At 69.7% G+C, this 24,882-nt stretch carries 25 protein-coding genes; 13 read left to right on the plus strand and 12 right to left on the minus strand.

Going from position 1 to position 24,882, the window contains the following annotated elements:
• Positions 1-12 precede the first annotated feature (12 nt).
• Both DT019_RS18075 and DT019_RS18080 read right to left on the minus strand, forming a co-directional pair.
• The gene (locus DT019_RS18075) at positions 13-714 is read right to left on the minus strand and encodes a metal-dependent hydrolase (RefSeq protein WP_114037847.1); all 702 of its coding nucleotides are present in this window, start codon (positions 712-714) and stop codon (positions 13-15) included.
• Between the two features lie 61 nt (positions 715-775).
• Positions 776-1,279 (minus strand): LURP-one-related/scramblase family protein, encoded by a 504-nt coding sequence (locus DT019_RS18080; RefSeq protein WP_114037848.1) that lies wholly within the window; start codon positions 1,277-1,279, stop codon positions 776-778.
• A gap of 360 nt (positions 1,280-1,639) precedes the next feature.
• Here DT019_RS18080 and DT019_RS18085 point away from each other — a divergent pair, with 360 nt between their 5' ends.
• Positions 1,640-3,010 (plus strand): hypothetical protein, encoded by a 1,371-nt coding sequence (locus DT019_RS18085; RefSeq protein ID WP_114037849.1) that lies wholly within the window; start codon positions 1,640-1,642, stop codon positions 3,008-3,010.
• 199 nt (positions 3,011-3,209) lie between these two features.
• On the opposite strand, the gene DT019_RS18090 is transcribed toward DT019_RS18085, so the two are convergent.
• Positions 3,210-4,199: a phospholipase gene (locus DT019_RS18090; RefSeq protein ID WP_223279644.1), complete on the minus strand. Its 990-nt coding sequence runs from the start codon at positions 4,197-4,199 to the stop codon at positions 3,210-3,212.
• Between the two features lie 482 nt (positions 4,200-4,681).
• Between DT019_RS18090 and DT019_RS18095 the strand changes: the two genes are divergently transcribed.
• Complete coding sequence (locus tag DT019_RS18095; RefSeq protein WP_114037851.1) at positions 4,682-5,221, plus strand: ArsR/SmtB family transcription factor; 540 nt, start codon at positions 4,682-4,684, stop codon at positions 5,219-5,221.
• On the plus strand, positions 5,218-6,504 hold the full coding sequence (locus DT019_RS18100) for an MFS transporter (protein WP_114037852.1): 1,287 nt from the start codon (positions 5,218-5,220) through the stop codon (positions 6,502-6,504). Before DT019_RS18095 ends, DT019_RS18100 begins: the two co-directional genes overlap by 4 nt.
• Before the next feature lie 55 nt (positions 6,505-6,559).
• Here DT019_RS18100 and DT019_RS18105 read toward each other — a convergent pair whose 3' ends face one another.
• From DT019_RS18105 to DT019_RS18120, 4 genes are read right to left on the minus strand one after another with little or no spacing between them, the layout of a single operon-like run.
• A complete protein-coding gene (locus DT019_RS18105) occupies positions 6,560-6,856 on the minus strand; it encodes a DUF3817 domain-containing protein (protein WP_189389697.1) in 297 nt (98 codons plus the stop codon).
• Positions 6,853-7,332, minus strand: coding sequence for a DUF2269 family protein (locus DT019_RS18110; protein WP_114037854.1), 480 nt, complete (start codon positions 7,330-7,332; stop codon positions 6,853-6,855). Before DT019_RS18110 ends, DT019_RS18105 begins: the two co-directional genes overlap by 4 nt.
• A 1-nt stretch (position 7,333) precedes the next feature.
• A complete protein-coding gene (locus tag DT019_RS18115) occupies positions 7,334-7,654 on the minus strand; it encodes a hypothetical protein (RefSeq protein ID WP_114037855.1) in 321 nt (106 codons plus the stop codon).
• Positions 7,655-7,713: 59 nt separating this feature from the next.
• Complete coding sequence (locus DT019_RS18120) at positions 7,714-8,403, minus strand: DJ-1/PfpI family protein (RefSeq protein ID WP_114037856.1); 690 nt, start codon at positions 8,401-8,403, stop codon at positions 7,714-7,716.
• Between the two features lie 207 nt (positions 8,404-8,610).
• On the opposite strand from DT019_RS18120, the gene DT019_RS18125 reads away from it, so the two are divergent.
• From DT019_RS18125 to DT019_RS41080, 4 genes are all read left to right on the plus strand, one after another.
• Positions 8,611-9,549 carry a GlxA family transcriptional regulator gene (locus DT019_RS18125; RefSeq protein ID WP_114037857.1) on the plus strand — a complete coding sequence of 313 codons (939 nt, stop codon included), beginning with the start codon at positions 8,611-8,613 and terminating at the stop codon, positions 9,547-9,549.
• Between the two features lie 282 nt (positions 9,550-9,831).
• Positions 9,832-10,638, plus strand: coding sequence for a VOC family protein (locus tag DT019_RS18130; RefSeq protein WP_114037858.1), 807 nt, complete (start codon positions 9,832-9,834; stop codon positions 10,636-10,638).
• Between the two features lie 415 nt (positions 10,639-11,053).
• Positions 11,054-12,046, plus strand: a complete 993-nt coding sequence (locus DT019_RS18135) for a phospholipase D-like domain-containing protein (RefSeq protein WP_114037859.1) — start codon at positions 11,054-11,056, stop codon at positions 12,044-12,046.
• 666 nt (positions 12,047-12,712) lie between these two features.
• Complete coding sequence (locus tag DT019_RS41080; RefSeq protein WP_223279652.1) at positions 12,713-13,120, plus strand: DUF6479 family protein; 408 nt, start codon at positions 12,713-12,715, stop codon at positions 13,118-13,120.
• Positions 13,121-13,151: 31 nt separating this feature from the next.
• Here DT019_RS41080 and DT019_RS39620 read toward each other — a convergent pair whose 3' ends face one another.
• The 3 genes from DT019_RS39620 to DT019_RS18155 form a co-directional block, all read right to left on the minus strand.
• Positions 13,152-13,292: a hypothetical protein gene (locus DT019_RS39620; RefSeq protein ID WP_189389711.1), complete on the minus strand. Its 141-nt coding sequence runs from the start codon at positions 13,290-13,292 to the stop codon at positions 13,152-13,154.
• Between the two features lie 205 nt (positions 13,293-13,497).
• Positions 13,498-14,964: an aminotransferase class I/II-fold pyridoxal phosphate-dependent enzyme gene (locus DT019_RS18150; RefSeq protein WP_114037860.1), complete on the minus strand. Its 1,467-nt coding sequence runs from the start codon at positions 14,962-14,964 to the stop codon at positions 13,498-13,500.
• Between the two features lie 329 nt (positions 14,965-15,293).
• Positions 15,294-15,620 carry a plasmid stabilization protein gene (locus DT019_RS18155; RefSeq protein ID WP_114037861.1) on the minus strand — a complete coding sequence of 109 codons (327 nt, stop codon included), beginning with the start codon at positions 15,618-15,620 and terminating at the stop codon, positions 15,294-15,296.
• 637 nt (positions 15,621-16,257) lie between these two features.
• On the opposite strand from DT019_RS18155, the gene DT019_RS39625 reads away from it, so the two are divergent.
• From DT019_RS39625 to DT019_RS18165, 3 genes are all read left to right on the plus strand, one after another.
• On the plus strand, positions 16,258-16,416 hold the full coding sequence (locus DT019_RS39625; RefSeq protein ID WP_189389699.1) for a hypothetical protein: 159 nt from the start codon (positions 16,258-16,260) through the stop codon (positions 16,414-16,416).
• Positions 16,417-16,629: 213 nt separating this feature from the next.
• Complete coding sequence (locus DT019_RS18160) at positions 16,630-17,709, plus strand: mechanosensitive ion channel family protein (protein ID WP_114037862.1); 1,080 nt, start codon at positions 16,630-16,632, stop codon at positions 17,707-17,709.
• Positions 17,710-18,118: 409 nt separating this feature from the next.
• On the plus strand, positions 18,119-19,225 hold the full coding sequence (locus DT019_RS18165; protein ID WP_114037863.1) for an ABC transporter permease: 1,107 nt from the start codon (positions 18,119-18,121) through the stop codon (positions 19,223-19,225).
• Positions 19,226-19,284: 59 nt separating this feature from the next.
• On the opposite strand, the gene DT019_RS18170 is transcribed toward DT019_RS18165, so the two are convergent.
• Positions 19,285-19,842 (minus strand): hemerythrin domain-containing protein, encoded by a 558-nt coding sequence (locus tag DT019_RS18170; RefSeq protein WP_114037864.1) that lies wholly within the window; start codon positions 19,840-19,842, stop codon positions 19,285-19,287.
• Between the two features lie 236 nt (positions 19,843-20,078).
• On the opposite strand from DT019_RS18170, the gene DT019_RS18175 reads away from it, so the two are divergent.
• Entirely contained in the window at positions 20,079-20,495 is a 417-nt protein-coding gene (locus DT019_RS18175; protein ID WP_114037865.1) for a CBS domain-containing protein, read from the plus strand.
• Positions 20,496-20,645: 150 nt separating this feature from the next.
• Here DT019_RS18175 and DT019_RS18180 read toward each other — a convergent pair whose 3' ends face one another.
• Complete coding sequence (locus DT019_RS18180) at positions 20,646-21,182, minus strand: hypothetical protein (protein ID WP_114037866.1); 537 nt, start codon at positions 21,180-21,182, stop codon at positions 20,646-20,648.
• A 462-nt stretch (positions 21,183-21,644) separates the two neighbouring features.
• Between DT019_RS18180 and gyrB the strand changes: the two genes are divergently transcribed.
• Both gyrB and DT019_RS18190 read left to right on the plus strand, forming a co-directional pair.
• Complete coding sequence (gene gyrB, locus DT019_RS18185; RefSeq protein WP_114037867.1) at positions 21,645-23,717, plus strand: DNA topoisomerase (ATP-hydrolyzing) subunit B; 2,073 nt, start codon at positions 21,645-21,647, stop codon at positions 23,715-23,717.
• Positions 23,718-23,789: 72 nt separating this feature from the next.
• Positions 23,790-24,882 (plus strand): ATP-binding protein (locus DT019_RS18190; RefSeq protein WP_262985330.1); only part of this gene is annotated, 1,093 nt, incomplete at its 3' end.

The raw sequence follows: 24,882 nt of genomic DNA on the forward strand, positions 1-24,882 counted from the left end.
TGGTCCGGTTGTTCAGCTCAGGGGGTTGGGCGCGAGGACGGTGAGCCACAGCAGCACGATGGTGGCGATGCCCATCAGGGGAGTGAGTATCTCGGTCTCCACCTTGTTCCCGCTGCGCTTGATCAGCACGATCTCGTAGCGGGTCTTGAGCGGCCACAGCCACGGGGCGCCCCGTTTGGTGATGGAGTCCCCGAGCAGGTGGGCCAGGCAGCCCAGACCGATGGCGTAGGGGAGCCAACCGGGCGTGGAGGGGATGAACTTGGCGATGGCCGCCGTGCCCAGGGCGGCCATGGCCACGATGGTGCCCCAGGCGTGGAAGCCGTGACCGGGTGGGCACAGGTTGAGCGCTCGCACGGCCAGGGCCAGCAGGAAGAAGGTGACGCCGAGGGTGAACGGCCGCCCCCAGTAGGTGATCCCGGCCCAACTGCCGAGCACCATCGCGGCGATGAAGAACAGGGAGTGGGTGGCGTGGCGGTGGCCTCCCGAGATCCAGGCGACGAAGCGGCAGAGCAGGCGGGAGACCGGGCCGAGGAAGTTGGCGATCGTCCCGTCGTGATGGTCGAGATCGGGCAGCAGAGCGGCACCCGCGCACAGCACGGTGCCCATGAGAATCTCCTGCGGCGCCAGATGGGTGTGGAGCACCATCGGCGGCAGGTAGGGCGCGGCGCCCGCGAAGAGCAGCGCGCCGCTGACGGCATGGGAATGGCCCATCATGGTGTGGTTGTTCTCCCCCGGTTCGGCGCCGTCGAAGGGGCGCGCGTCACATGGTGGTGCGTCAGATGTTGGTGAGGCGTTCGCCCTTGCGATCCTCCATGATGTGGTCCACACACACGGCCAGGATGATCAGCAGCGTCGCGTCGCGCTCGCTCATCACGTCGACGGCGTAGGCGTCGCGGATGGTGAACCAGCGGCGGGAGATGTGGCCCAGAGTGGTGCCGTCGTGCTGGATGTCGAACTCGCGGTCCCAGAGGTTGCCCGTGATGCGCAGGCGTCGGCCGTCCTTCAAGCGGATCTTGAAGCGGTCCCCGAACAGCCGGAACGCCCGCTTGCTGATCACGCCGACCGCTTCGCCGTCCTGCTTGATCAGGATGGTGTGATGCAGCGTCAGGGCCTTCTTGACGATGGTGGCGACCTGGTTGCCCTGGTGGTCCACGAAGTCGAACGTGGTCCGCAGGCGCAGCAGTTTGCGATTGACCTTGAACAGCTTGTCCCGGTGCTCGGTCTCCACCCAGGCTTCCTCGTGGAATGCCAGCATCCGGTCGCGTACCAGATAGCGCATGGAGTGCCCCCGTTCAGGCCGTTCGTGATCCTCGGTGCTGCCGTCGCGTGAGGGCCCCCGGCGGGAAGGGAGCGTGAGTCCTCGCCCGGCATCTTAGTTGCATGCTTGCGCAATCCAAGACTTGGGGTGTCCGGGGCGGGGGGCCTTGAGTCGTCTGTTGGGTGCGGATCCCTTGGCCGGAGCGACGAGAGAGGCGAGGCGTTATCCGCTCAGAGAGTTGCTATATTGCGCAACTATAAAACTGTCAGGTGGAGGCAGAAGGTCTCCTCCTTCTTTGATCGCACCGCAGGGACAGGTGTCCGACCTCGTACGTCTGTGTATGAGCACCACCTTCCCGAGGAACCCGAAGGGACGCCCTCCATGTCCACCCACCCGCGGGCCGCAGGACCGAAGCTGGCGACAGCTCTGGCCGGATTGCTGTTCGCGTTCGCCGCCGTTCTGGTTCCCTCACCCGCACACGCGGCGAGCGGCACCGGCGCGGTGGCCGACGCGCTGAAGAAGGGTCCCGTGTACGTCGATCCGCGGGTCGAGAGCCAGTTGCCGAAGTCCGACGCGGATGCGCTCGCGAAGAAGATCAAGGATGCGGGCAAGCCGGTGTTTGTCGCGGTCCTTCCGCAGGGCCCCGAATTCCCCCAGGCCACCGTCCTGAAGGACGTGCGCTCGCTCACCGGTCTCACCGGCGTCTACGCGATCCGCCTCGGTGACGGCTTCAACGCCGGCGCCGACCGGCAGGTCATGCCCAGGAACGCCGTCGAGAACCTGGTGGGCGCGGTCATGCGGGACGGAGCCCACGACGCCGCCTCGGAGTTGAACAGCTTCGTCGACCAGGCCCTCAGTCAGGCCAAGGGCAAGGCGCCCAGCTCCTGGGCGGGCGCACACGAAGACGGATCGGCGACCACCTTGTGGGTGGTCGTGGGCGGCGTGCTCGTCGTGGGCGCGGGCGCCGGTTACGCCGTGCTGAGGCGGTCGCGCAAGAAGCGCGAGGAAGCCGAGCGCGCCGAACTGGACGCGCTGCGCGCCGTCGTGGACGAGGACATCACCGCGTACGGGGAAGAACTCGACCGGCTCGCGTTCACGCCGTCCGAACCCGGCGCGACCGACGCGATGCGCACGGACTACGAGCACGCCCTCGACGCGTACGACAGGGCGAAGGGGCAGATGGCGGCGGCCCGGTCACCTCAGGACGTCCAGCCGGTGACCGAGACGCTGGCCGACGGCCGCTTCGCGCTGGCCACCCTCGCCGCCAGGCGCAAGGGTGAACCCCTGCCCGAACGCCGGGTGCCGTGCTTCTTCGACCCGCGGCACGGCCCGTCGGTGGCCGATGTCCAGTGGGCGCCCGTCGGCGGCACCCCGCGTGCGGTCCCCGCCTGCGCCGACGACGCGGCACGCGTGGGAAGGGGGCAGGACCCCGAGACCCGCATGGTCCCCACCGACGAGGGACCCCAGCCGTACTGGAACGCCGGCCCGGCGTACGCCCCATGGGCCGGTGGTTACTTCGGCGGCGCGGCCGGCCTGCTCGGTGGCCTGCTCGTCGGGACGGCGCTCGGCAGCCTGATCAGCGCGCCGAGTGCCTTCGCCGAGTCCGGCTCCCTGGGATCCGAAAGCCTCCCCGGTGGTGGCGAGTTCAGTGGCTCCGACTTCAACGCCGGTGACTTCTCCGCCAGTTTCGGCGGGGGATCGGGGGGCGACTTCGGCGGGGACTCGGGAGGCGGCTTCACCGGCGACTGGTAGAGCGGTGCGGCGGGTGCCGGTGCGGGCCGTGCGAGGCGCGCACCGCGTGCGCGTCCGGCGCGGCGTCCATCGGCGCGGGGCGGGGCGGTCTGGGCCGGCGTCGCGAGCTCACGCACGGAGGGCCGTCGGCCGACATGCCGCCGACGGCCCGGCGGAGCTCATGGGGGCCGGTCCGTAGGGGCCCGGCCCTGATGGTCCGCTACCTGAAGAGGCGGTCGGAGCTGGTGGCCATGCGATGGGTGGAGCTGTGCTTGTTCACCCAGTCGCGGACGAGATTGATGGCGTTGGCACACTGCCAGCTGGTGTCGTACTCACGCACACCGGTGAAGGCGCCGTAGCCCGCGATGATCCCGTCGACACGCGCGTCGCCCAGAAGCTTGTCGACGTACCAGGGATCGTTGTAGGTGGTCGTCCAGGAGAACGTGGCCGCGAGCGTTCCGGCGCCACGGTCCGCGGCCCCCTTCTTGAGTTCGGCGCAGGTGTTCCAGGTGGCTTCGGTGCAGTTGCCGAACCCGTTGGTGATGTCGGTGTCGCCGTAGTCCATCGCCCGGTGACCTGCCGGGAACCCGGAGCCGGACCGGTTGAACGCGTTCTGGGCCTGGTCACGGGTGCCGGTTGTCGTGATGCCTTCCAGCGGGCCGAGCCTGCCTTCGAGGCTCTGCCACCCCCGGCCGCCCACGTCCGGGGTGCTGCCGCCGTGGTACTCGTAGAAGCCGTAGAGCACCTGGATCCCGGCGGCTGTCAGGCGCTGGGCCTTGTCCCGCAGTCCGGCGACGCTGCATGCCCGGTTGGGGGCTTCCCCGCAGTAGTTCGGGTCCTTGATGTCCAGCCAGACCAGGGCGAGCCGACGCCCGGCATTGGCGTTGGAGACGATGCGGTCGATCATGCTGTCGAAGCTGGGACCGTACCGGTTGTCACCGGCCGATGAGCAGTCGTGATAGGCGCGCCATTCGTTCGGATTCCACCAGGCGCACACATCGATCTCGATGCCGTTCGCGCCATGGCTGAGTGCGGCGTCCACACCGTCGAGGGTGTCGACGCGGTGGGCGATGGCGTAGATCGCGTGGCGCTGATCGGCCGCCGCGGCCGGCGTCGTCCCGAGCGCGCTCGCGCCGATGATCCCGCACAGCGCTGCCATCAGCGCCCATAACAGGCGCGGGCGGACGCCCTGTCGAAGCTGAGTGGTCAAGAACGTACTCCTCGATGTCGGTGTCCTGGGGCGGACGGATGGGCCGCCCCACCGCCTGCGGTCTGCCGCGTGCTTGACGCGGGCCCCGCGTGCGCCCGGGCTCAGGGCCCAGCTGCCGCCGGTGGAGGGGGCCTTGAAGATCCCAGCATGCGGGGAGATCCACTCCGGACGCCACCGTGAGGGTCGAACTCGGGACGCTGGAACGCGCCGGACGCCGGTGGCCTGGGGGAACGTGAGTGTCCTGGAACGGCGAAACGGGACGCGGCAGTTGTCTGCGGCGTGGGACACGGCCCGGGCTTCGCGTGCGCCCGCGATCGCGCTCGATGCCCTGCCGGACGACCCGCCGGGCTTCCTCAACTCCCGTGTTCCGGTGGACTCCTCGATGCGGATGCCGCTCGTCCGCAGCCCCCCACTGCGCGATCTCGCGCCCTCCCGAAGAAACACCCTTGCCAAATGGTCAAGAAGTGTTGACCATTGGGGTCATGTCAACCGATGATCTTCCCGAGGCGTTCCACGTCACCACGGACGAGCAGCTACGCGCCGTTTCCAATCTCACGCGGCACCGGATCATGGCCGTCCTCCGCTTCGAGCCCGCGACGATTACGCAGATCGCTGAGCGGGTGGGCCTCGCGAAGGGCAGTTCCAGCTATCACGTACGGCTGCTCGAACGGGCCGGGCTGGTGAAGGTGGTACGGACGCGGAAGGTCCGGGGTGTCACCGAGCGGTACTACGCCATGGCCGCGCGGGCCATCGTGCTGCCGGACCCGGGCGAAGGCGGACCGGATGTCCTGATGCGGCACGCGGTGGCGGACCTGGAAGCCGCCCCGGCGGAAAGCGAGCGCCACGTACGGATGGCGCACCTGAGGCTCACCCAGGAGCAGTTCACGGAGCTCGCGGCGCGGCTCCACGCACTGGCGGAGGAGTACCGGGAGCTGTCCGACCCGTCGCTGCCGGACGCGTCGCTCGTCTTCGCGCTGTTCCACCCGGCAGCGCGCCGGCAGGCTGAAGGGAACGCCAAGTGACCCAGGATTCGCGCAAGTTGCCGGCCGGGTTCGGGCGACTGTGGACTGCACAGACGGTGTCCTCGCTCGGTGACGGGGTGACGCACGCCGCGCTGCCGCTGCTCGCGCTGACGCTGACGCGGGACCCGATGGCGCTCGCCGTCGTCACGGCCGTCGGAACACTGCCGTGGCTGCTCTTCGGGGTGCTCGGCGGTGCGCTGGTGGACCGCTGGGACCGGCGGCGCACGATGTGGGTCACGGACGCGGCGCGTGCGGTGCTGCTCGCCATACCGACGGCGGCGGCCGCGCTCGATGCGCTGAGCATTCCCCTCCTCGCGGCCGTCGCCTTCCTTCTCGGCCTCGGCCAACTCCTCTTCGACACGGCCGCGACGGCTTATCTGCCGGATCTGCTCGGCCATGACCGGGCACTCCTGGAACGCGCCAACTCCCGCCTGCGCGGCAGCCAGACGGCCGCGTCCGGCTTCGCGGGGCCGCCTGCGGGCAGTGCGCTGCTCGCGCTCGGGTGGGCGTTTCCGCTGTTCGCCGACGCGGTGTCGTTCGCGCTCTCCGCGCTGCTCGTGCGGTCGCTGCCCGCGACGTCCCGGCCCGTGCCGCAGGCCCGCGACTCGCTGCTGCGCCAGGCGCGGGCCGGTGCCTCGTACGTTTTCCAGGATCGGTTGCTGCTCGGGCTCGCGTTGCGTCCGGCGGTCGGGAACGTCGCCTTCCTCGCCGTGGAGACCGTCCTGGCCCTTTTCGCGCACGATCGCCTCGGCATCGACACCTTCGGCTTCGGCCTGCTCCTCATGGCGGAGGCCACGGGAGGGCTGCTCGGCGCGGGCATCGCCTCATTCCTCGGCCGCCGCCTCGGCACCGGCACGGCACTGACCTGTACGGCCGCCGTCGAGGGCCTCGCCATCCTGGGCCTTGCCGCCGCGCCGAATCCGTACGCGGCCGGCGTCGCGCTCGCCGTGTGCGGAGCGGGCATGGGCGCAACGATGGTGCTGGGGCCCTCCCTCCGGCAGGCGATCGTTCCCGCCGAACTGATGGGCCGGGTCGCTTCCACCTCCCGCATGCTCGCCATGTGCGCCGCCCCGTTCGGCGCGTTCCTCGGCGGCTGGCTGGCCTCCGCTTACGACGTCCGCACCCCGCTCTACGTCGCCGCCGTCCTCCTCCTCACCATGACCGCCGTCACGGCGACGATGACGAGCAACCGCCGCGTCGAGGCGGCGCTGCGTGCCGTCGCCCCGGCCGGTGGCCCGGCTCAGCCGGAAACCCGGGGTCCGGTTCCGGAAGGGGCCGTTTAGGCCTCGGCGAGGTCCGCGAGCGCCGAAGCGGAAACTCCGGTACCGACGGGGAGCGTTATGTCGACGGTTCGACGTCCTCGCCGTGCCGGTCGACCGCCTCGGTGCGGGACAGCCGGCCGAGGGCGAGGAGGCCGCCGATGCCGGGAATGACGGCCATGGCCTTGGCGGACACGGGCGCGTGCTCGACGCGCCAGGTGGCGGCCATCACGAACAGGTAGGCGCAGCCGTGGAGGGGGCCCGCCAGCGAGGAGACCGGCTTGAGGTGCGCGGTGAACAGGTTGGTCAACAGGACGATCAGTGAGACGAGTTCGACTTGGGCCGCGATGCGCAGCGGGCGAGGACGCACGGTCACGCTCCTGTGGTGGAACCGGGGCGGACGACCATGAGGACGGTGACCGTCGCCCACAGCAGATTGAAGAGGCCCGCCCACAGGGCAAGGCGTCTGGCGGAAGGCCGACCAGCGGTGAGGCCCCGGCCGGACGCGGGTGTCCGGGCCGCGGAGACAACGCTGTCCTGGGCGGGCAGGATCAGCAGCGCCAAAATCGCCGCCGCCGCGGCCGTCAGCACGATGGAGGCGATGAGCCAGCCGCTGCCGAGGACACCGAGGCTGCTCGCCGTGGCGAATCCGAGCACGGGAACCGCCAGCCCCACCACCGCGTAGACACGGCAGATACGGTGCAGTATCTGCAACGTCGAGAGCGCCTCAGAATCGTTCGGATCGCCGTCCGCGCGCCGTAGCACGGCGGGAAACAGACTCGCGGCGACGGTCACCGGTCCGATGGCCAGAACAGCGGCCAGGACGTGCAGGGAGAGGAAGAGCTTCGTCACGTCAGCGCTCCCCGACCGCTGGTACCGCCCGACGCTCGCCCGTGACCTTGGACGCGGGGAGCCGTCCGGCCCGGGAGGTGCCGGTCAAGGTGTCTCCGGTGACCGTGACGGCGAACACGAGATTCAGGCGCACGGGTTGGGTGACGGTCTGCTTCCAGGTGAGGAGGTCGCCTTCGAGGGCCACATCCGCGAGAGGGACTTCCTCTCCCATGCCGCGGGCGGCTCCGGTCAGCGCGCCGTCGAGGCGGCCGAGTTCGATGACGGCTGCGATCTTGCCGATGGGGGTGGACACGGACAGATCCCAAGTGCCTTCGACGAGCATGGTGGTGCCGACTCCTGACGTAGTGGTGCGAGGGAAGAGAGCGGGGGAGCGGTGCGGGGTCAGAAGGCGGCGGGCACCGGGCCCTGCGCGCGCCAGACGGTGCCGCGGCGTTCATGGGCGAACAGCTCCTCGACGGTGTGGGCGATCCGCGGCCCCACTTCGCGCTCCAGCAGATACAGGGCCAGGTCCAGTCCCGAGGTGACACCGGCGCCGGTGACGAGGTCGCCGTCATCGACGACGCGGGCGTTCACCGCGTGGACACCGGTGGCCTCCAGCAAGTCCCTGCCCAGATGATGGGTGGTGGCGTTGCGGCCTTCCAGCAGTCCGGCCATGGCCAGTACGAGCGAGCCGCCGCACACCGTCGCGACCGTCACCTCGGGGTTGTCCAGCGCGGCCTTCAGCAGCGCGGGCAGCCCGGTGGAGAGGGTGCGGCCCAACAACTCCGGGATGGACGCGTCCTGTTGTCCTTGCGTGGCGTCGGTCCCGGGGTCGGGGACCTCCCCGGATTCCCCGACGCGGCCCGCGGCGCCGGGGACGAGGATCAGCCCCCTGCGCGCGGGGTCGAGCGTGCCCGTGGCGCGCAGTACGAGGCCCCCGGTGCTGCTGACCACGTCGCGCGGCCCCTCGGCGGAGACGAGCTCCACGCTCACCGTGCCGCCGGAGGCGATACCACCGGCGTGCAGGACCTCGTAGGGGGCGACGGCGTCGAGCGGATCGAAGCCGTCGAAGAGGACGATCTGGGCGTACATGAAGAGTTCCTCCGCGTGCGAGCGGCCCGGTCCCCGCCGGGCTCGCCCTTGACGCTAGGCGCTCGGCGTTCCTCGCCCCAGTGGCATTAATGACAGGCTTCAACGGGATAGTGCCATGTCCGTTCGCAGGCCTTTGACCTCGAGGGACAGCGATGTGAGAGCTCCTTGGGCCGGGCCGCGCGCATGGTGGGGAGGTATCTTCTGGCCATGCACACTGTCGCCGTTCTGGCGTTGGACGGGGTGATCCCGTTCGACCTGTCGACCCCGATCGAAGTCTTCTCCCGTACCCGGCTGCCGGACGGGCGCCCCGGATACCAGATCCGCGTGTGCGCGGAGAAGCCGGAGATCGACACGGGGGTATTCACCCTGCGGGCCCCCTGGGGTCTGGAGGGGCTCGACGGCGCGGACACGATCATCGTGCCCGGCATCAGCACCCCCACGGACCCGCTCGCCCCGCCTGTCCGCGAGGCGCTGCGCAGGGCGGCGGAGTCCGGCACGCGCATCGCCTCCGTCTGCGTGGGCACCTTCGCCCTGGCCGCCACGGGGCTCCTGGACGGCATGCGTGCCACCACGCACTGGATCGCGGCCGACATGCTGGCCGCCACCCATCCGGACATCACGGTCGATCCGGGCGTCCTGTACGTCGACAACGGTCAGTTCCTCACCTCCGCGGGTGCTGCCGCCGGCTTGGACCTGTGTCTGCACATGATCCGCAGCGACTACGGTTCGGCCGTCGCCGCCGACTCCGCCCGGATGTCCGTCATGCCGCTGGAACGCGAGGGCGGGCAGGCGCAGTTCATCCTCCGCGACCACGCGCCCACACCGCGGGGCTCCCTCCTCGAACCCGTGCTCAACTGGTTGCAGGACAACCTGGGTTCCGAGCTCACGCTCGCCGACATCGCCGCCCGAGCCGGAACCAGTACCCGGACGCTGATACGCCACTTCCGCGAACAGACCGGAACGACCCCGCTTCAGTGGCTCCATCGGGCCCGGATCCGACAGGCCCAGCACCTCCTCGAAACCACTCAGCACTCCGTAGAGCGCATCGGCACCCAGGTCGGCTTCGGCTCACCGACCGCCTTCCGGGACCGCTTCAAACGCACCACGGGAGTCAGCCCCCACGCCTATCGACGGTCGTTCAGCTGAAGCGGAGTGGATCGGACTCGGGCCTCTTCCTGCTCGGAGGGCGGCGCCTTTCCCGTGCGAGCGGGCGCGGACGCTGGTCCGGGCCCCGGCACCCGGGGACGCCGGGGTCAGGGAGGCGCACGGCCACCGTCGGACGCGCTGCCGCGAGCCCGGGTCCGTCGTGGTGCACTCGACTCGGACCAGTGCTTGACTGGCTTTGACCCCACACCAGGGATGGATCACGGGCCGAGCTTGTTCGCACGCCGCACCGGGACCCGCGCCATCAGTCCATGGAGGCCGCTCATGCCCACTGTCACCGGTCCGTACGTACCTGGGACCCCTTGCTGGGTCGACCTGATGGTTCCCGACCAGGAAGCGGCCCTCGATTTCTACCGCGATCTCTTCGGCTGGCAGGGCGAGGTCGGACCGCCCGAGACCGGGGGTTACGCGGTCTGTACGTTGAAGGGCCAACCGGTCGCCGGGATCATGGCCGCGATGAATCCCGACGGCAGCAAGCCGGACCCGATGCCGCCGACCGTGTGGACCACGTATCTCGCGACCGCCGACCTGGCGGCGACGGAGAAGAAGTGCGCCGGCAATGGCGGCCAGGTGATGGTGCCGGGCATGGACGTGATGACGCTCGGCAGAATGGCCGTCATGAGCGACCCGACCGGGGCCGTCTTCGGCCTCTGGCAGGCCATGGACTTCCGCGGCGCCGGCATCGTGAACGAGCCTGGCGCGTTCATCTGGAGCGAACTCAACACCGCGGACACGGATATCGCCGCGTCCTTCTACTCCAAGACGCTGGGCCTCACCGCCGCTCCGCTGGAGGGTGGGGGCGGATACCTCGCGCTGAGCGCGGAGGGCAGGACGGTGGGCGGCATGCAGGCGCTCTCCGGAATTGACGGCCTCCCGCCGGGCACGCCCTCGCACTGGCTGACCTACTTCTCGGTCGATGACACCGACAGTACGGTCGACGCGTTGGTCAGGGCCGGTGGCAACATCCTCCAGGCGCCGTTCGACATGATGGCGGGCCGGATGGCCGTCGTGCAGGACCCGCAGGGCGGGGTGTTCGCCGTCATCAACGCGACGGCACCCGAGTCGGCCTGACCCGGACGCCCCACGGCTGGCTTTCACCGACCGCCGCCGTGTCCCACGCTTGTGGGGCACGGCGGCGGTCGGCGTGGTGAGCGGCTGCCGCCGGGGGCGCCTCGCGATGTACGGGTGGACGGCCGCCCGCGTTGAAGGGCGCCCACCCGGTGGGCGCCTTCCTGCGCGCGGCCGCCCTTTCGCGGTTCCGGTGCCCCCGGCGCTTCGTCAGTGGGCGGCGTCGGTGCGGCGCCCCCGCCCCGCGGCATGTTCCGGGAAGCGCGCGGAAGTCCCGGTGCGGCATCGAGAAAGCATTGTCGTGGCTATGCCAAAAATTAACCTCCGCTGTCCACCCGCGTAAACCGCGGCGGTCGCACCATGAGGTCCTGCACACGCCACGGACCATCAACTACGGTGCACACAGACGGAGTTCGGCATGCCGCTGTCCCATCCCGCCCGCGCCGCCCTCTTGGCCGGCGCCCTGCTGCTGTCCTCGACAACCGCCTTGGCCGCCCCGGGCGCCGCCCAGGCCGCGTCTGCCGCCAACCCTCTGGTCTTCCCCGACCAGGGCCACACCGCGGTGTACGACTTCATCGACTCGGCCACCAAGTCGGTGGACCTCACCATGTACGAACTGCGCGACACCAGTGCTGTCAACGCCCTGGTGAGCCGCAAGAAGGCCGGAGTGCGGGTCCGCGTCATCCTCGACGCCCAGCACACGTCGGTGAACGGAGCGGCCTACCGAGCCCTCCAGTCCGCGGGCGTCGGGGTGGTGTACTCGTCGCCCGACTACGTCTACACCCACCAGAAGACCATCACCGTGGATGGCGCCCAATCGCTCATCCTCACGGGAAACCTGGACTCGACGTACTACGCGAGCAGCCGGGACTACGCGGTCTTCGACACCGACGCCGCCGATGTCGCCGCCATAGAGCGGACGTTCAGTGCGGATTACGCCCACAGCTCGATCACTCCCTCGGACGGCGACCACCTTGTCTGGTCGCCCACCGACTCGCAGGCGCGCCTGCTGGATCTGATCAACGGCGCTCAGCACTCCCTGGATCTGGAGCAGCTGGAGTTCGGTGACTCAGCGCTCGTCGACGCCGTGGTGGCGGCCGAGAACCGCAGCGTCGCCGTCCGGGTGGTCGGCATGAACCCCGACAGTTACGGCAGCTACTTCGACCAGGTGACGCAGGCCGGTGGCGCGGTCGTCACCTTCTCCTCCACCACCGGTCTCTACATCCATGCCAAGGCGATCGTCGCCGACTACGGCACCCCGACGGCCAAGGTCTTCGCCGGTTCGGAGAACTTCTCGGACAACTCGCTCAACAACAACCGCGAGCTCGGCCTGATCGTCAACAGCCCCGACGTCCTCAACGGTATCGAAGCGCCGTTCGCCACCGACTTCGCCAACGGAACGCCGTACTGACGTCCGACCGCCATTCCGGGCTTGCGTCCAGCCGACTGCCTCCCCGTCGAACGCGAGAAAATCTATCGTGGCTGCGGTAGACATTGGGTCATGACGTCACTATGGTTTCTCTTGTAATCGAGGTCGGACAAGGCCCGGCAGAGACGAACTGCCGGGCAGCAGGAGCCGCGTTCGCAGCACGGTGCGGTGGTGGAGTTCCGAAGCCAGAGTGGTTGCAGGACGGCGACGGGGCTGACGACCGGACCGGGTGGCCCGCAGAGTCGAGGGGCCGCCACGGGGCGTACCGCAGTGGGCGGTGGGCATTCGGTTGGTGCGGTTCGCGGTATCGGCAGTACCAGCAGTACGCAGTTCCGTTGGGAAAGTGATTGATTCAGAGGGAAGAACGGAGGAGTTGGGCGCCATCAGGATCGCCCGGGTCAGCAGGTATCGACCCGGGTACCGCAGGACATCGATAGTGAGGTGGTCTCCGGTCACGCATCCGCGATCCCCGCGGTCCCGCCGCTGTTCAGGGCGGACTCGCGGAAACAGAAGGTCGGCGCAGTAGGACGGCCGACCGATGGTGTAGCAGTTCCTTCGGGGCCCTGGTGTCATATGGCACCAGGGCCCCTCGACGTGTCGGACCGCGCCCCGTGGGCCGCCTCCCGCTACAACGCACCGTTGGCATTGATGCACGGGTTCGTCATCGGGGTGGTGCCTCTGCTGGTGGGAGTGGTGATCGTCGCCCTTCTGATCGCAGCGGCGTGGTGGGGGCGCCGGATGCGTGCCCGGGACCGTGCGGCGGGCCGCGCCCACCGCATCCCGGGCTGCCCGCAACGCGGGGCCGCGCGCCCCCGCCGCGGGTGCCGACCTGTTGGTTTCCCTCGATGTGGACTGCGTGCTGGGCCCCGGCCTCCTGGACGGCTGCGCCCGGGCGGCCGAGGAGGGCGCCCTGTTGTGTGGCACCGTCGCCTACCTTCCCGTCGCTGCTGCCCCCGGAGTACGCCCTGCCCGGGCTCCGGCGTCCGGTCCAAGTGCCAGGACCGGGGCGCACGTTCAGGCATCGCGGGGGACGGCGGCCAGGGCGCGGCATCGTAGGCGCGTGGCGTTGGATGGCGGCCGGGGGTGGTCAGTCCTCGCCGCGTACGAGGTTCTCGTCGGGACGGCCGTTCGGGCAGGGCGCGGAGTCGCTCTCCGCGACGGGTGGAAGACAGGTGCGTATGCCCTTGCCCCGGGTGTGCCGGGCTTTCGCCCAACCGGTTTCAGCCACTTTCAGAGGCCTGTTCTCGACCGTACGCGTGATCACGGCGCGTCATCCTCTCTCTGCAACGGGGGATACCGGGTCCGCCTGGCTCGGCTGACCACACCGCCGGACGGCCGACCGCCGACGGTGCGCGAGCCGGGTTCCCGAGCCCGTTGCCCCGAAACGCCGGGCCGTGCGGCCGTACGCGAGCACCCTCGGTCGGCGGGCCGTTCTAGTCCTCGGCGACGACGCGGACGGTGTGGACCTCGGTGTCCACGGCGTCCGGCACGACCATGCCTGCCTCGACGCCGCTGCGCAGGTACCGCAGGACGTCGGAGGTGAGCCGTTCTCCGGGCATCACCGCGGGGATCCCCGGCGGGTACGGGGTCAGCATCTCGGCGCTGATCCGCCCCGGCGCACGGTCCACCGGGATCTGTTCGGTACTGCTGAAGAACGCGTCGCGGGGCAGCGCGGCCTGCTCCAGGCGCAACCGGTCCGGAGGCGGGACTTCGACGTGCGGGGCGGGACGCAGGTCCGCGGCGTGTGCGGCCACGTCGCGCAGCGCGGCGATGAGCGCGGCCGCGCTGTCCTCGTCGTCGGCGTGCGTGAGCTGGGCGCTGATGCGGCGGTGATCGGAGAGATGCAGATTGATCTGATGGTGCTCGCGGATCCAGTCGGCGGCCCGGTACCCGGTCGTGCCCAGAGCGGTGATGTCGATGATGATCTGCATCGGGTCGAGGTCAGCGGCCAGACCGGGGCCGCAGAAGTCGTCCCTGCCGTGTACGTGCAAGCCGTCGATCGAGGCGATGCGTGTGCGGACATCCTCGGCGAGTGCCAGAGCACGGTCGTACAGCGCCTTGCCGTGTTCGACCATCTGCCGGCGCCAGCCGTCCAGGGCGGCATAGAGAAGCACGGACGGGCTGGTGGTGCCGAGCAGATCCTCACGGCTCTTCAGCACTTCCGGCTTGACCAGGTCGCCCTGGAGGTGGAACACCGAGCCCTGCTCCAGCCCTGATCCCATCTTGTGGACCGAGGTCACGCAGACATCCGCGCCCGCGTCCATGGCCCAGGTGGGCAGATCGGAATGGAAGGGAAGGTGGGCTCCCCACGCCTCGTCCACGATGACGGGCCTTCCCGCCGCGTGGCACACCTCGGCGATCGCGGCGAGGTCGGAACACGTGCCGTAAGGGGTGGGGCTCGTCACCAGGGCACCGCGGGCGTCCGGGTGCTGCTCGAACGCCTCGGCGAACGCCTGCGCCGACGGCGGGTGCGCCAGGTGGCGCTCGGCGTCCCATTGCGGCTCCACCCACACCGGCTCGATGCCGGAGAGGATCAGGCCGGAGACGACCGACTTGTGGGCGTCCCTGCCCAACAGCAGCTTCTCGTGGGGGCCCGCGACCGACAGCATCGCCGACTTGACCGACAACGAACTGCCGCACGTCGAGAAGAACGTGTGCTGTGCGCCGACCGCGTCGGCCATCAGCGCCTGGGCCTCCTCCAGGACGCCGTGGGACGACCGCCGGTCGTCCAGGCCGGAGGTGGCCAGGACGTCCGAGCGGAACACCGCCTCACCGAGGACGGCCCGCACACGGGGGTCCGCGCCCCGGCCCTGCTTGTGGCCGGGCGGCGTGAACGGCGTCTGCCCGCTTTCGTGATACGCGGACAGCGCTTCGAGTACAGGGGCCTTCGAGTGGTCCATGGTGGCCGACTGCCCTTCGGGTTCGCACCGGAAACCGCACTTGGTGATGGGCGCCGCTCAATGGGGGAGCGGGCGTGCCGGGAGGGTCTGGACCCCTCCTGGGAGCGCGCTCTTCCGGCGTCGCCCGGTGACTGGGTGCGGGGTCCGCCCACCGGCTTGGCCGCCGGGCTGCGAAAGGCACCGGTTCGTGGCTGCGCCGGGGCCGGTTGCCCACGGCGCCCCGCCCCGGGCGCCGAGGACGCCCACCCGTGGCTACGGGGCTCGGCGACCCCGACGGTTCCCGCGATGGGGCGGCGGCAGTGCCGCATGCGGGCGTGACCGGCGCGAGGTCAGCGGCCGAGGGCCTTGCGCAGTTCCTGCTTGTTCATCGACGAGCGTCCGTCGATGTTGCGCTTCTTGGCCTCCTCGTAGAGCTGGTCCTTGGTCGGTCCCGTCGAGCCGCTGTGAGAGCGTTGCCCGCCCCGCTGGGACGCGGACTTCCTGTCCTGCGTGGACGTCCTGCTCGCGGATTTCGATTCGCCCGAGCGCGCACGCTCCTTGTTGACCGTACGAGACGCGAGCTCCTTGGCCCGTTTGGTCGAGGCGCCGCGCTCCTCGGCGCTCTCCTTGATGTGCTCGTACTGGCGCTCGCGCTTGGGACTGGAACCTCGGGGCATGGCACAACTCCTGGCTGATAGGGGTCAGGGCCAACTCTCCGGTCGGCCCCGGCGGGCACCCGACGTCCACAAGCGGTCGGCAGCCCACAAGCCCCAGTCCACGGCGAAACCCAGCCCACCGCGAGGCGGGACGGCCGAGCGGCTGGCGCCGGAGCGACGCGCTCGTGGACGGCCCCTCCGGATCGATGCGCCGACCGGGTGAGGAGATCGCCTCGCGTCGGGAAGTCGCGCACAGGGCGGCGCGGGCCGGTGCCGCGGCAGCGGTGCCGTCGCGGCTTGCCGCACGTTCCGTCAACTGCCCGGGCCCGTACGGCACGAGCCGCACAGAGCTCGGTGACGGGTCTGTTTTCATGCTCACGTCCGCGCTCAGGTTTCCGTGCGGAGGGGAGGAGTGGCCCCTGCCGTGGCGCGGCAGGCGACGTGAGCACGGGGCCACGGCGTCGCCTCGCCGTGTGACCGCGACCTCTTCCGCCCAAACCCGGACGAAGGGCTCCGCGGCACTCCCGGGCAGAGGGGGCGATGTCTTGGCTCTGCTGGGTCTGGAGCGACGTATGACGGGTATGCGCCTTCCGGGCGCACCCCGCAGGCGCGCTGCGTGGCTGTCCCCGTACGGGTACGACGGCGAAAGGAGCCGACCATGCAGGAGACGACCCCGTCCCAGGCGGAAGGCGAGCGCCGGGACGACAGCGAAGAGCGGCACAGGGAAACGGAATGCACCACGCCCTCGCAGGCGGAAGGCGAGCGGGAACCCGAGGACGAGCACGGGACCGAGGAGCTGGGTGCGAGAGGGGACTGAGGCACATATTCCGGACGGGGTTCCCCGGCGAAGCGGTCTCTCCATTTGATCGCTCCCGCGCACGGGAGGCGCCCGCGCCCCGCCGAACAGCGGCATGAACCGTTGCGCGGGGAGCAGGGGAGGTCCGAAGGCTGCGCATGTGTACGGCAGTTCAGCGAGAGTCGGCCGTCGCTCCGGCGTCCGTCGGCGCACGCTGAGGAAGGAGAGGTGTGCATGGAGATCGTGTTGCGTCCACTGTTGGTGTCCGGAAGCGTCATCCTCGCTACCTTCGCTGTGGGGTGGGCGGCAGATTTCGCGCTGCGCCAGATCGCCTCCCGGCATCCGGCGGTCCTCCTGTGGCCACGCTTGCGCCGCTGTCGCGTGCCTTTGCAAGTGGCCGCCTGCACAGCCCTGTTGCTGAGCAGCTACCAGACCGCGGGGGTGGGCCGGGGGCATCACGCCGGTATCGATCGAGCCCTGACCCTGTTGTTGATCGCTTCCGTGGGCTGGCTGATCGTGCGCATCGCAGGCGCGATCGTCGAGTCCGGATATGCGCACTACGCGTCGGTGTCGCACGACGCGGCCCGTGTGCGCAGGGTGCAGACGCAGGTCACGCTCATCCAGCGAGTGGTGATCGCCGTCGTGGCGGCGGTCACGGGCGCCGTCATGCTGATGCAGTTCCGGGCGATGCAGACGCTGGGCACCTCGGTGCTCGCCTCGGCGGGAGTGATCGCGGCGGTGGCCGGTATCGCCGCGCAGTCCACGCTCGGCAACCTCTTCGCGGGACTGCAGATCGCCTTCGGCGACATGGTCCGGCTCGGCGACACCGTGGTGGTCGAGGGCGAGTGGGGGACGGTGGAAGAGATAACGCTGACCTATCTGGTGGTCAGGACGTGGGACGAGCGCCGGATCACCATGCCGGTGTCGTACTTCACCAACCGTCCCTTCCAGAACTGGTCCCGGGGCGGCGCCCAGATGACCGGCACCGTCTACCTCCACCTGGACCATGCCACGCCGGTCACCCTGCTGCGCCAGGAACTGCACCGGGTCCTGAAGAACTGCGACGCGTGGGACGGACGAGCCTGGAACCTCGTGGTCACGGACACCACCCCCAGCACGATCCAGGTCCGGGCCCTGGCCACGGCCCGGGACGCCGACGACCTGTGGACCGTGCGCTGCGTCGTACGGGAGAAGCTGATCGGCTGGCTGCAGGAACAGCACCCGTACGCACTTCCCAAGATCAGCCACACCCTGGCCGCGCCGGAACCGGCGCACGCCCCGGAGTCGCTGCCCGACCGTGCCGCACGCCACTGACGTGCCCGCTGCGGTGGCGCCCGCGGCTGGACCGGGAGACGGGATCGTGGCGTGGCGGTCGCGGCCTGCGAAGAGGGGCCGGTGCCCGAGCGGTGTGGCCACCGGCAGCCGTCGGCGTACGCCGTGCAGCGGTACGCGCGGCCACTTTCCGGTAGCCGCTCCACGACGCCGGAGGGGGCGCCGACCGCGCCTGCCCAGGAGTTTCTTCCGCTCACCAGGACCGGCCTCGGCCGGTGTCCGGTGGTGGGGGCTGCGACAGTCGGGCATATCCGGGCAATGATTTATGTATCGGAAATCTGTCCCCTCTTCCGGGACCAATGGCCCTGTGCGCGTGGCCGAAGGTCCTGAGGTGGTCGTGCCGCACGGGGAAGACACACGAAAAACGTCCCAAGCCACGGAGTAGCCGCACATGTCCCTGGAAGACGATGACGTCAGCACACCGCACGGCGGTGCGTCCGGAGGGCACGGCGCGCACGCCAGGAAGCGCGGAGTGGCCGGGGCGTGGGCCGATTTCCGGGACTCCCCGTTCCTGCCGGCGGTCGTGCTGGTCTTCATCCTGGCCGCTGCCGCCGGTCTGTTCGCGGGGTCATACACGTATGCCATGGCCAATCCGACGCCGCGGCACATTCCCACCGCTCTGGTCGCGGCGCCCGATTCGGCCGAGGCGAAGAAGTTCGTGGCGGGAATGGACAAGGCCCTCCACACCTCCCTCGCACTGCGGCCGTACGAGAACGAGCGCGCGGCCCGGCGGGCCATGGAGGAGCAGACCGTCTTCGCGGTCCTCGACGTGCGCCCCGACGGGGTACGCATGGAAGTGGCGGGCGCGGCCGGTGCCTCCGTGGCGCAGGTGCTCACGCAGACCGCGCCCCAGGTAGCCAAGGCGATCGGCGTGCCGGTGACGATCACGGACGTCAAACCGCTGCAGCGGGGTGATCCGCGTGGCCTCGCTCTGTTCTACATCTCGCTGGCCGCCGTGGTGCTGGGCTTCGTCGGCTCCATTCAGCTCAGCGTGCACGCGCGGAGTCTGAATCCTCTGGAGCGGATCGCGTTCACGGTGGCCTACTCGCTGCTCGGCGGGTTCACCATCGCCGCCGTGGTCGACTGGGGGCTCGGCGCGGTGAGCCTGCCGTTCTTCGAGTCCTGGCTGATCCTCGCTTTCACGATGTTCACGTCCGGGATGGTGTTCACCATGTTCAACACCCTGATCGGGCGGTGGGCGATGCTGCCCACGTGGGGGCTCATGGTCCTGCTCGGCAATCCCTCGTCCGGCGGCGCGGTGTCCTGGCCGTTGCTGCCCTCGGTGCTCGGCCACGTCGGGCGCTGGCTGCCGCCGGGTGCGTCAGTGAACGCCCAGCACACCGCCGTGTACTTCGCGGACGCTCAGCACGTCTTCCCGTTCCTCGTGCTGGCCGGGTGGTCCCTGCTGTCCTGCGCGGTGTTCTGGTTCTGGCGCCACCGCCACCCCGGAGGCCGCGACCGCCGTCCCCCTGCGCACGGGGCCGCGGCCGCCGCGTGACGTGCGCCCGCGGTCCGGTGTCGGGGCGGATCCGCCCATGGATCAGGGGTGGGAAGTGGCTACTTGCCGCGGCCGGTGACGAAGTCGCGGGCGCGGTCGACCAGGCCGACACCCGGCGCCAGAAGTTTGCTGGCGGGGGGAGTGCTGGGGGTGCCGGGGTGGGGGCGGGTCGGGGCGAGCTTCTTCGCGGTGCGGACCTTGTCCCCCAGCTCTTCCAGGTCGCTCGGGTCGCAGACGGTGCGCAGCCGGGCGAAGAGGACGGTCTCCTCTTCCTTGATGTGAGCTTCCACCTCGGTGCGGAGCTTGACGATGACATGGGCGAAGTCCGGGTCGTCGGGGCTGAGCCCCTCCAGGGTCTTCAGGAGCTCTTCCACCCGTCCGTGGTCGGCGATCTCTTTGTCGGCCAGCGCGTCACCGCCCGGCAGGTACTGGCGCACCGCGGGGTACAGGTGTTCCTCTTCGGCCACCGAGTGCCGGACGAGCTCGATGGTCAGCTGGTCGGCCAGCTGCTTGCGCTCGCTGCCGGCCGGAGGGGCTTCTTCGATCCGCGCGAAGAACTCGTGGACCTCCTGGTGATCCGTGCTCAGTTCGTTGATGACATCTCCGCCGTGGCCCATGGCTCCCCTTTTCTGCGCGTGCCGGTCTCTCCGGCCGGCCACCGCAACGGGTTCCCGACGGCCGAGGCCGCTAACGGCCCGCGCGTCGAGTTGGGCCGGACGAGACGGGGCCGACGGATGGACGCGCGGGGGATGCCGTTATGCGGACAGGGCAAGGGGCACCCGTCCAGTGCCCGGGTTCAGCCGCACCGGCGGCCGGACCGTATCCGCAGGTGAGAACGGAGGAGTGCTGCCCGATGACGAAGGCTCGCGAAATCATGACGGCGGGTGCCCAGTGCGTCGGCGCCCAGGAGACGGTGCTGGATGCCGCGAAGAAGATGACCGAGCTCGGGGTCGGAGCCCTGCCGATCTGTGGCACGGACGAGCGGCTCAAGGGCATGCTCACGGACCGGGACATCGTGGTGAAGGTCCTGGGGGCGGGCAAGGACCCGGCCTCGGTCAAGGCGGGCGACCTCGCGCAGGGTGAGGCCGTCACCATCGGAGCCGACGACGACGCCGACGAGATCCTGCGCACCATGGCCGAGCACAAGGTGCGTCGGCTGCCCGTCATCGACGGGCACACCCTCGTCGGCATCGTCGCGCAGGCCGATGTCGTCCGCGCCCTGCCCGACCCCAAGGTCGGCGACCTCCTGCAGGCCCTGTCGGCCGACTGACGCTGCGTGGCCCATGCGCAGCAGGGATACCGCTCCCGTCAGAACGCCACGCGGGGCTCCGGCCTTGGGCTGAGCCCCGCACCGGTCTGCCCGCCGCTCCCCACTGGCCGGGACGGGGCCGTCGCGCGGTAGTCGGGGAGGGGGCGAGGTTCAGTCCGCTTCGGCCCGGGACAGCGCATCGGAGATCAGTCGGGTGGCGAAGTCCGGGTCGTCGGTGAGGCGGTTGATGTGCTCCGCGAGCAGGAAGGCGGTGGCTTCGAGGGGAGTCAGTTCCTCCTTGGTCCAGTCTCCGTACTGTTTGCGCCACAGGTTGGGGCTCAGGCCGGTGCCCGCGGCGACGAGCAGGCCCGCCATGGTGGGAATGACTTCGGATCGGGCGCTCTTGGGCATCATGCGCAGCGCGGCCACGATGTTGGGCACCACGTACTCGATGACGTCCTTGCCGTGGTCCTCGTACGCCGCCCGTAGCCACTGCATGAACATGTAGATGAGCGTGCACGCGCCGTCCACCAGGTCATCGGCGCCCCGGGGGCCCAGAGAGGCCATGTACTGGTTGATCAGCGCCTGTTGGTCGGGGTCGGTCCCCTCCTTGCCCTCGCGGACCTGTTTGAGCCGGGAGTCGATCACCATGAGCGCTCCCCCCACATCACCGGCGGGGGCGTGCTTCGGGTCACAGGGCGATGGCACGGGATTCCTCCTCAGGTGACCGCGGCGGGAATCGCGGTACGTCGGCACGCTAGACCGTGGGCGAGGCGGGCGTCCGGCAAATCCCGGGGCCTGCCCCCTTGGAGGGACCCTGCCGACTGCGCCGGCGGCCCCCTCAAGTCCAGGAAACGGGCATCGGGCACCACCGTGCGCGAGGTTGAAAAATTGTCGGTCGAGCCCGCTCCTGAGATGCCCCCAGGACGGACATGAGGGCCACCTGGGGCCGATTGGGCGGATCAAGGTGGGGGGATTCGAGGCGATGGGAGATCGGGCGTCAGGAGGCGCCCCAGAGTTCTTCCTGCCTCGGTCCTCGTTTCATCCTTGGGTAGAGTTCGAGTGCGTCCCGGTCGTGTGCGTGGTCCGGGGCCTGGCTTGGCAGGCGGGCATGCGGTTGTCCGTCTGTGGCTCCTCAACCCGTCAGTGACCCGTCGCTGCCGTGCGCGTATGCGGCAGCGGTGTTTGTCGTGCCCGAAAGCGAGCGTCGCCTTGAGTGAATCCGGTGTTCCGGTCAGCGTCGAAACCCTCGATCCCGTTCGGGGCGAGCAGTCCTCTGGTTCCTACGACGCACACGCCATCACGGTCTTGGAAGGCTTGGACGCGGTCCGCAGGCGTCCGGGCATGTACATCGGCTCGACCGGTGAGCGGGGCCTGCACCACATGGTGCAGGAGATCGTGGACAACTCCGTCGACGAGGCCCTGGCCGGCATCGCGGACCGGATCGAGGTAACGATCCTGGCCGACGGCGGTGTGCGGGTCGTCGACAACGGCCGTGGCATCCCGGTCGGCCTGCACCCCGCGACAGGGCGGCCCGCGATCGAGGTCGTCCTGACCGTGCTGCACGCGGGCGGCAAGTTCGGGGGCGGGGGGTACGCCGTCTCGGGCGGTCTGCACGGGGTGGGCCTGTCGGTGGTCAACGCCCTGTCGACGAGGCTGACGGCAGAGGTGCGCGCGGATGGCCATCGGTGGAGCCAGGGCTATGAGCACGGGGTGCCGAGCGGCCCGCTGGTCCGGCACGAGGAGTCCTCGCGGACCGGCACGTCGATCACGTTCTGGGCGGACGGCGACATCTTCGAGACGACCGACTACTCCTTCGAGACGCTGGCGCGGCGTTTCCAGGAGATGGCGTTCCTGAACAAGGGCCTGACCCTGACCCTGGTCGATGAGCGGACGGCCGTGCCAACGGGCCCGGCCGGGGCGGCCGTTGAGGAGAGCCCGGCACCCAGGGCAGTCGAATACCGCTACGACGGCGGCATCGTCGACTTCGTGGCGTACCTCAACGCGCGCAAGGGCGAGCCCGTGCACCCCACCGTCATCGACATCGAGGCCGAGGACGCCGGGCGGCTGCTGTCGGCGGAGATCGCCCTGCAGTGGAACGGTCAGTACAGCGAGAGCGTGTACTCCTACGCGAACGCGATCCACACCCATGACGGCGGAACCCACGAGGAGGGATTCCGGACCGCTCTCACCACGATCGTCAACCGCTACGGGCGCGAGAAGCGGCTGCTGCGGGAGAAGGACGACAACCTGTCCGGCGAGGACATCCGCGAAGGTCTGACGGCGATCATCTCGGTGAAGATGAGTGAGCCGCAGTTCGAGGGCCAGACGAAGACCAAGCTCGGCAACACGGAGGCCAAGACCTTCGTGCAGCGCCTGGTGCACGAGCATCTGTCGGACTGGTTCGACCGGCATCCGGTCGAGGCGGCCGACATCGTACGCAAGGCCATCTCCGCTGCGACCGCGCGTGTCGCGGCCCGCAAGGCGCGTGACCTGACTCGCCGCAAGGGGCTGCTGGAGTCGGCGTCACTGCCCGGCAAGCTGTCCGACTGCCAGTCCAACGACCCCGCCCGGTGCGAAATCTTCATCGTCGAGGGGGACTCCGCCGGGGGCAGCGCCAAGTCCGGCCGCGACCCAGAGTTCCAGGCCATCCTGCCCATCCGCGGCAAGATCCTGAACGTCGAGAAGGCCCGGATGGACAAGATCCTCCAGAACACCGAGATCCAGGCGCTCATCTCCGGGTTCGGGACCGGTGTGCACGAGGAGTTCGACATCGAGAAGCTCCGCTATCACAAGATCATTCTGATGGCGGACGCCGATGTCGACGGCCAGCACATCAGCACCCTGCTGCTGACGTTCCTGTTCCGTTTCATGCGCCCCCTCATCGAGGGAGGCCACGTCTACCTGTCCCGCCCTCCCCTCTACAAGATCAAGTGGAGCCGTGACGACGTCGAGTACGCCTACTCCGACCGCGAGCGCGACGTGCTGGTGACAGCCGGACGCGAGGCCGGCAAGCGGGTCAAGGAGGACTCGATCCAGCGGTTCAAGGGCCTGGGCGAGATGAACGCGGAGGAGCTGCGCGTCACCACCATGGACATGGACCACCGGGTCCTGGGCCAGGTCACCCTCGATGACGCGGCCCTCGCCGACGATCTCTTCTCCGTGCTCATGGGCGAGGACGTCGAAGCCCGGCGCTCCTTCATCCAGCGCAACGCCAAGGACGTCCGTTTCCTCGACATCTGACGCCGTACGCAGTCCCCTTCCACTTCCACCGAGCCGCCGCGGCGGTCCCTTTTTCCTCCAGGAGTCATGCGAGTGAGAGCGTCACCCCGCCACGACGGCACCGAGAACTACACCGCCCGCCATCTCATGGTCCTGGAGGGCCTGGAGGCCGTGCGCAAACGGCCGGGGATGTACATCGGGTCCACGGACAGCCGCGGCCTGATGCACTGTCTCTGGGAGATCATCGACAACTCCGTCGACGAGGCCCTGGCAGGTCACGGGGACCGGATCGAAGTCATCCTGCACGCCGACGAGTCCATCGAGGTCACCGACCGGGGCCGCGGCATTCCGGTCGACATCGAACCGCGCACCGGTCTGTCCGGAGTCGAAGTCGCCTACACCAGGCTGCACGCCGGCGGAAAGTTCGGCGGCGGCTCCTATGCGGCGTCCGGTGGTCTGCACGGGGTGGGCGCCTCCGTGGTGAACGCGCTGTCGGCCCGCCTCGACATGGAGGTGGACCGCCATGGTCACACCCACGCGATCAGCTTCCGCCGCGGCACCCCCGGCACCTTCACCGGCAACGTGTTCACACCGGCCTCGGGGCTGCGCCGGACCGCCAGGACGCCCGTGGCCCGGACAGGGACCCGGGTGAGGTTCTGGGCCGATCGCCAGATTTTCCTCAAGGACGCGAAGCTGTCGCTGGAGACGCTGTATCAGCGGGCGCGGCAGACGGCTTTTCTGGTGCCGGGTCTGACGATCGTGGTGCGGGACGAGCGGGGTCTGGAGGGAGAGGGCAAGAGTGAGGAGACGTTCCGTTTCGACGGGGGGATCAGTGAGTTCTGCGACTATCTGGCGCAGGACAAGGCGGTCAATGATGTGCTGCGGCTGTCGGGGTCGGGGACGTTCAAGGAGACGGTGCCGGTCCTGGACGAGCGCGGGCACATGACGCCGACCGAGGTCACCCGGGAGCTGGGGGTGGACATCGCGCTGCGCTGGGGGACGGGGTACGACACCACGCTCAGGTCGTTCGTCAACATCATCGCGACGCCCAAGGGCGGCACGCATGTGAGCGGGTTCGAGCGGTCGGTGACGCGGACGGTCAATGAGGTGCTGCGGTCGGCGAAGCTGTTGCGGGTGGCCGAGGACGATGTGGTCAAGGACGATGCGCTGGAGGGGCTGACGGCGG

It is taken from the genome of Streptomyces sp. SDr-06 (genome assembly GCF_003324565.1).
Lineage (GTDB): Bacteria > Actinomycetota > Actinomycetes > Streptomycetales > Streptomycetaceae > Streptomyces.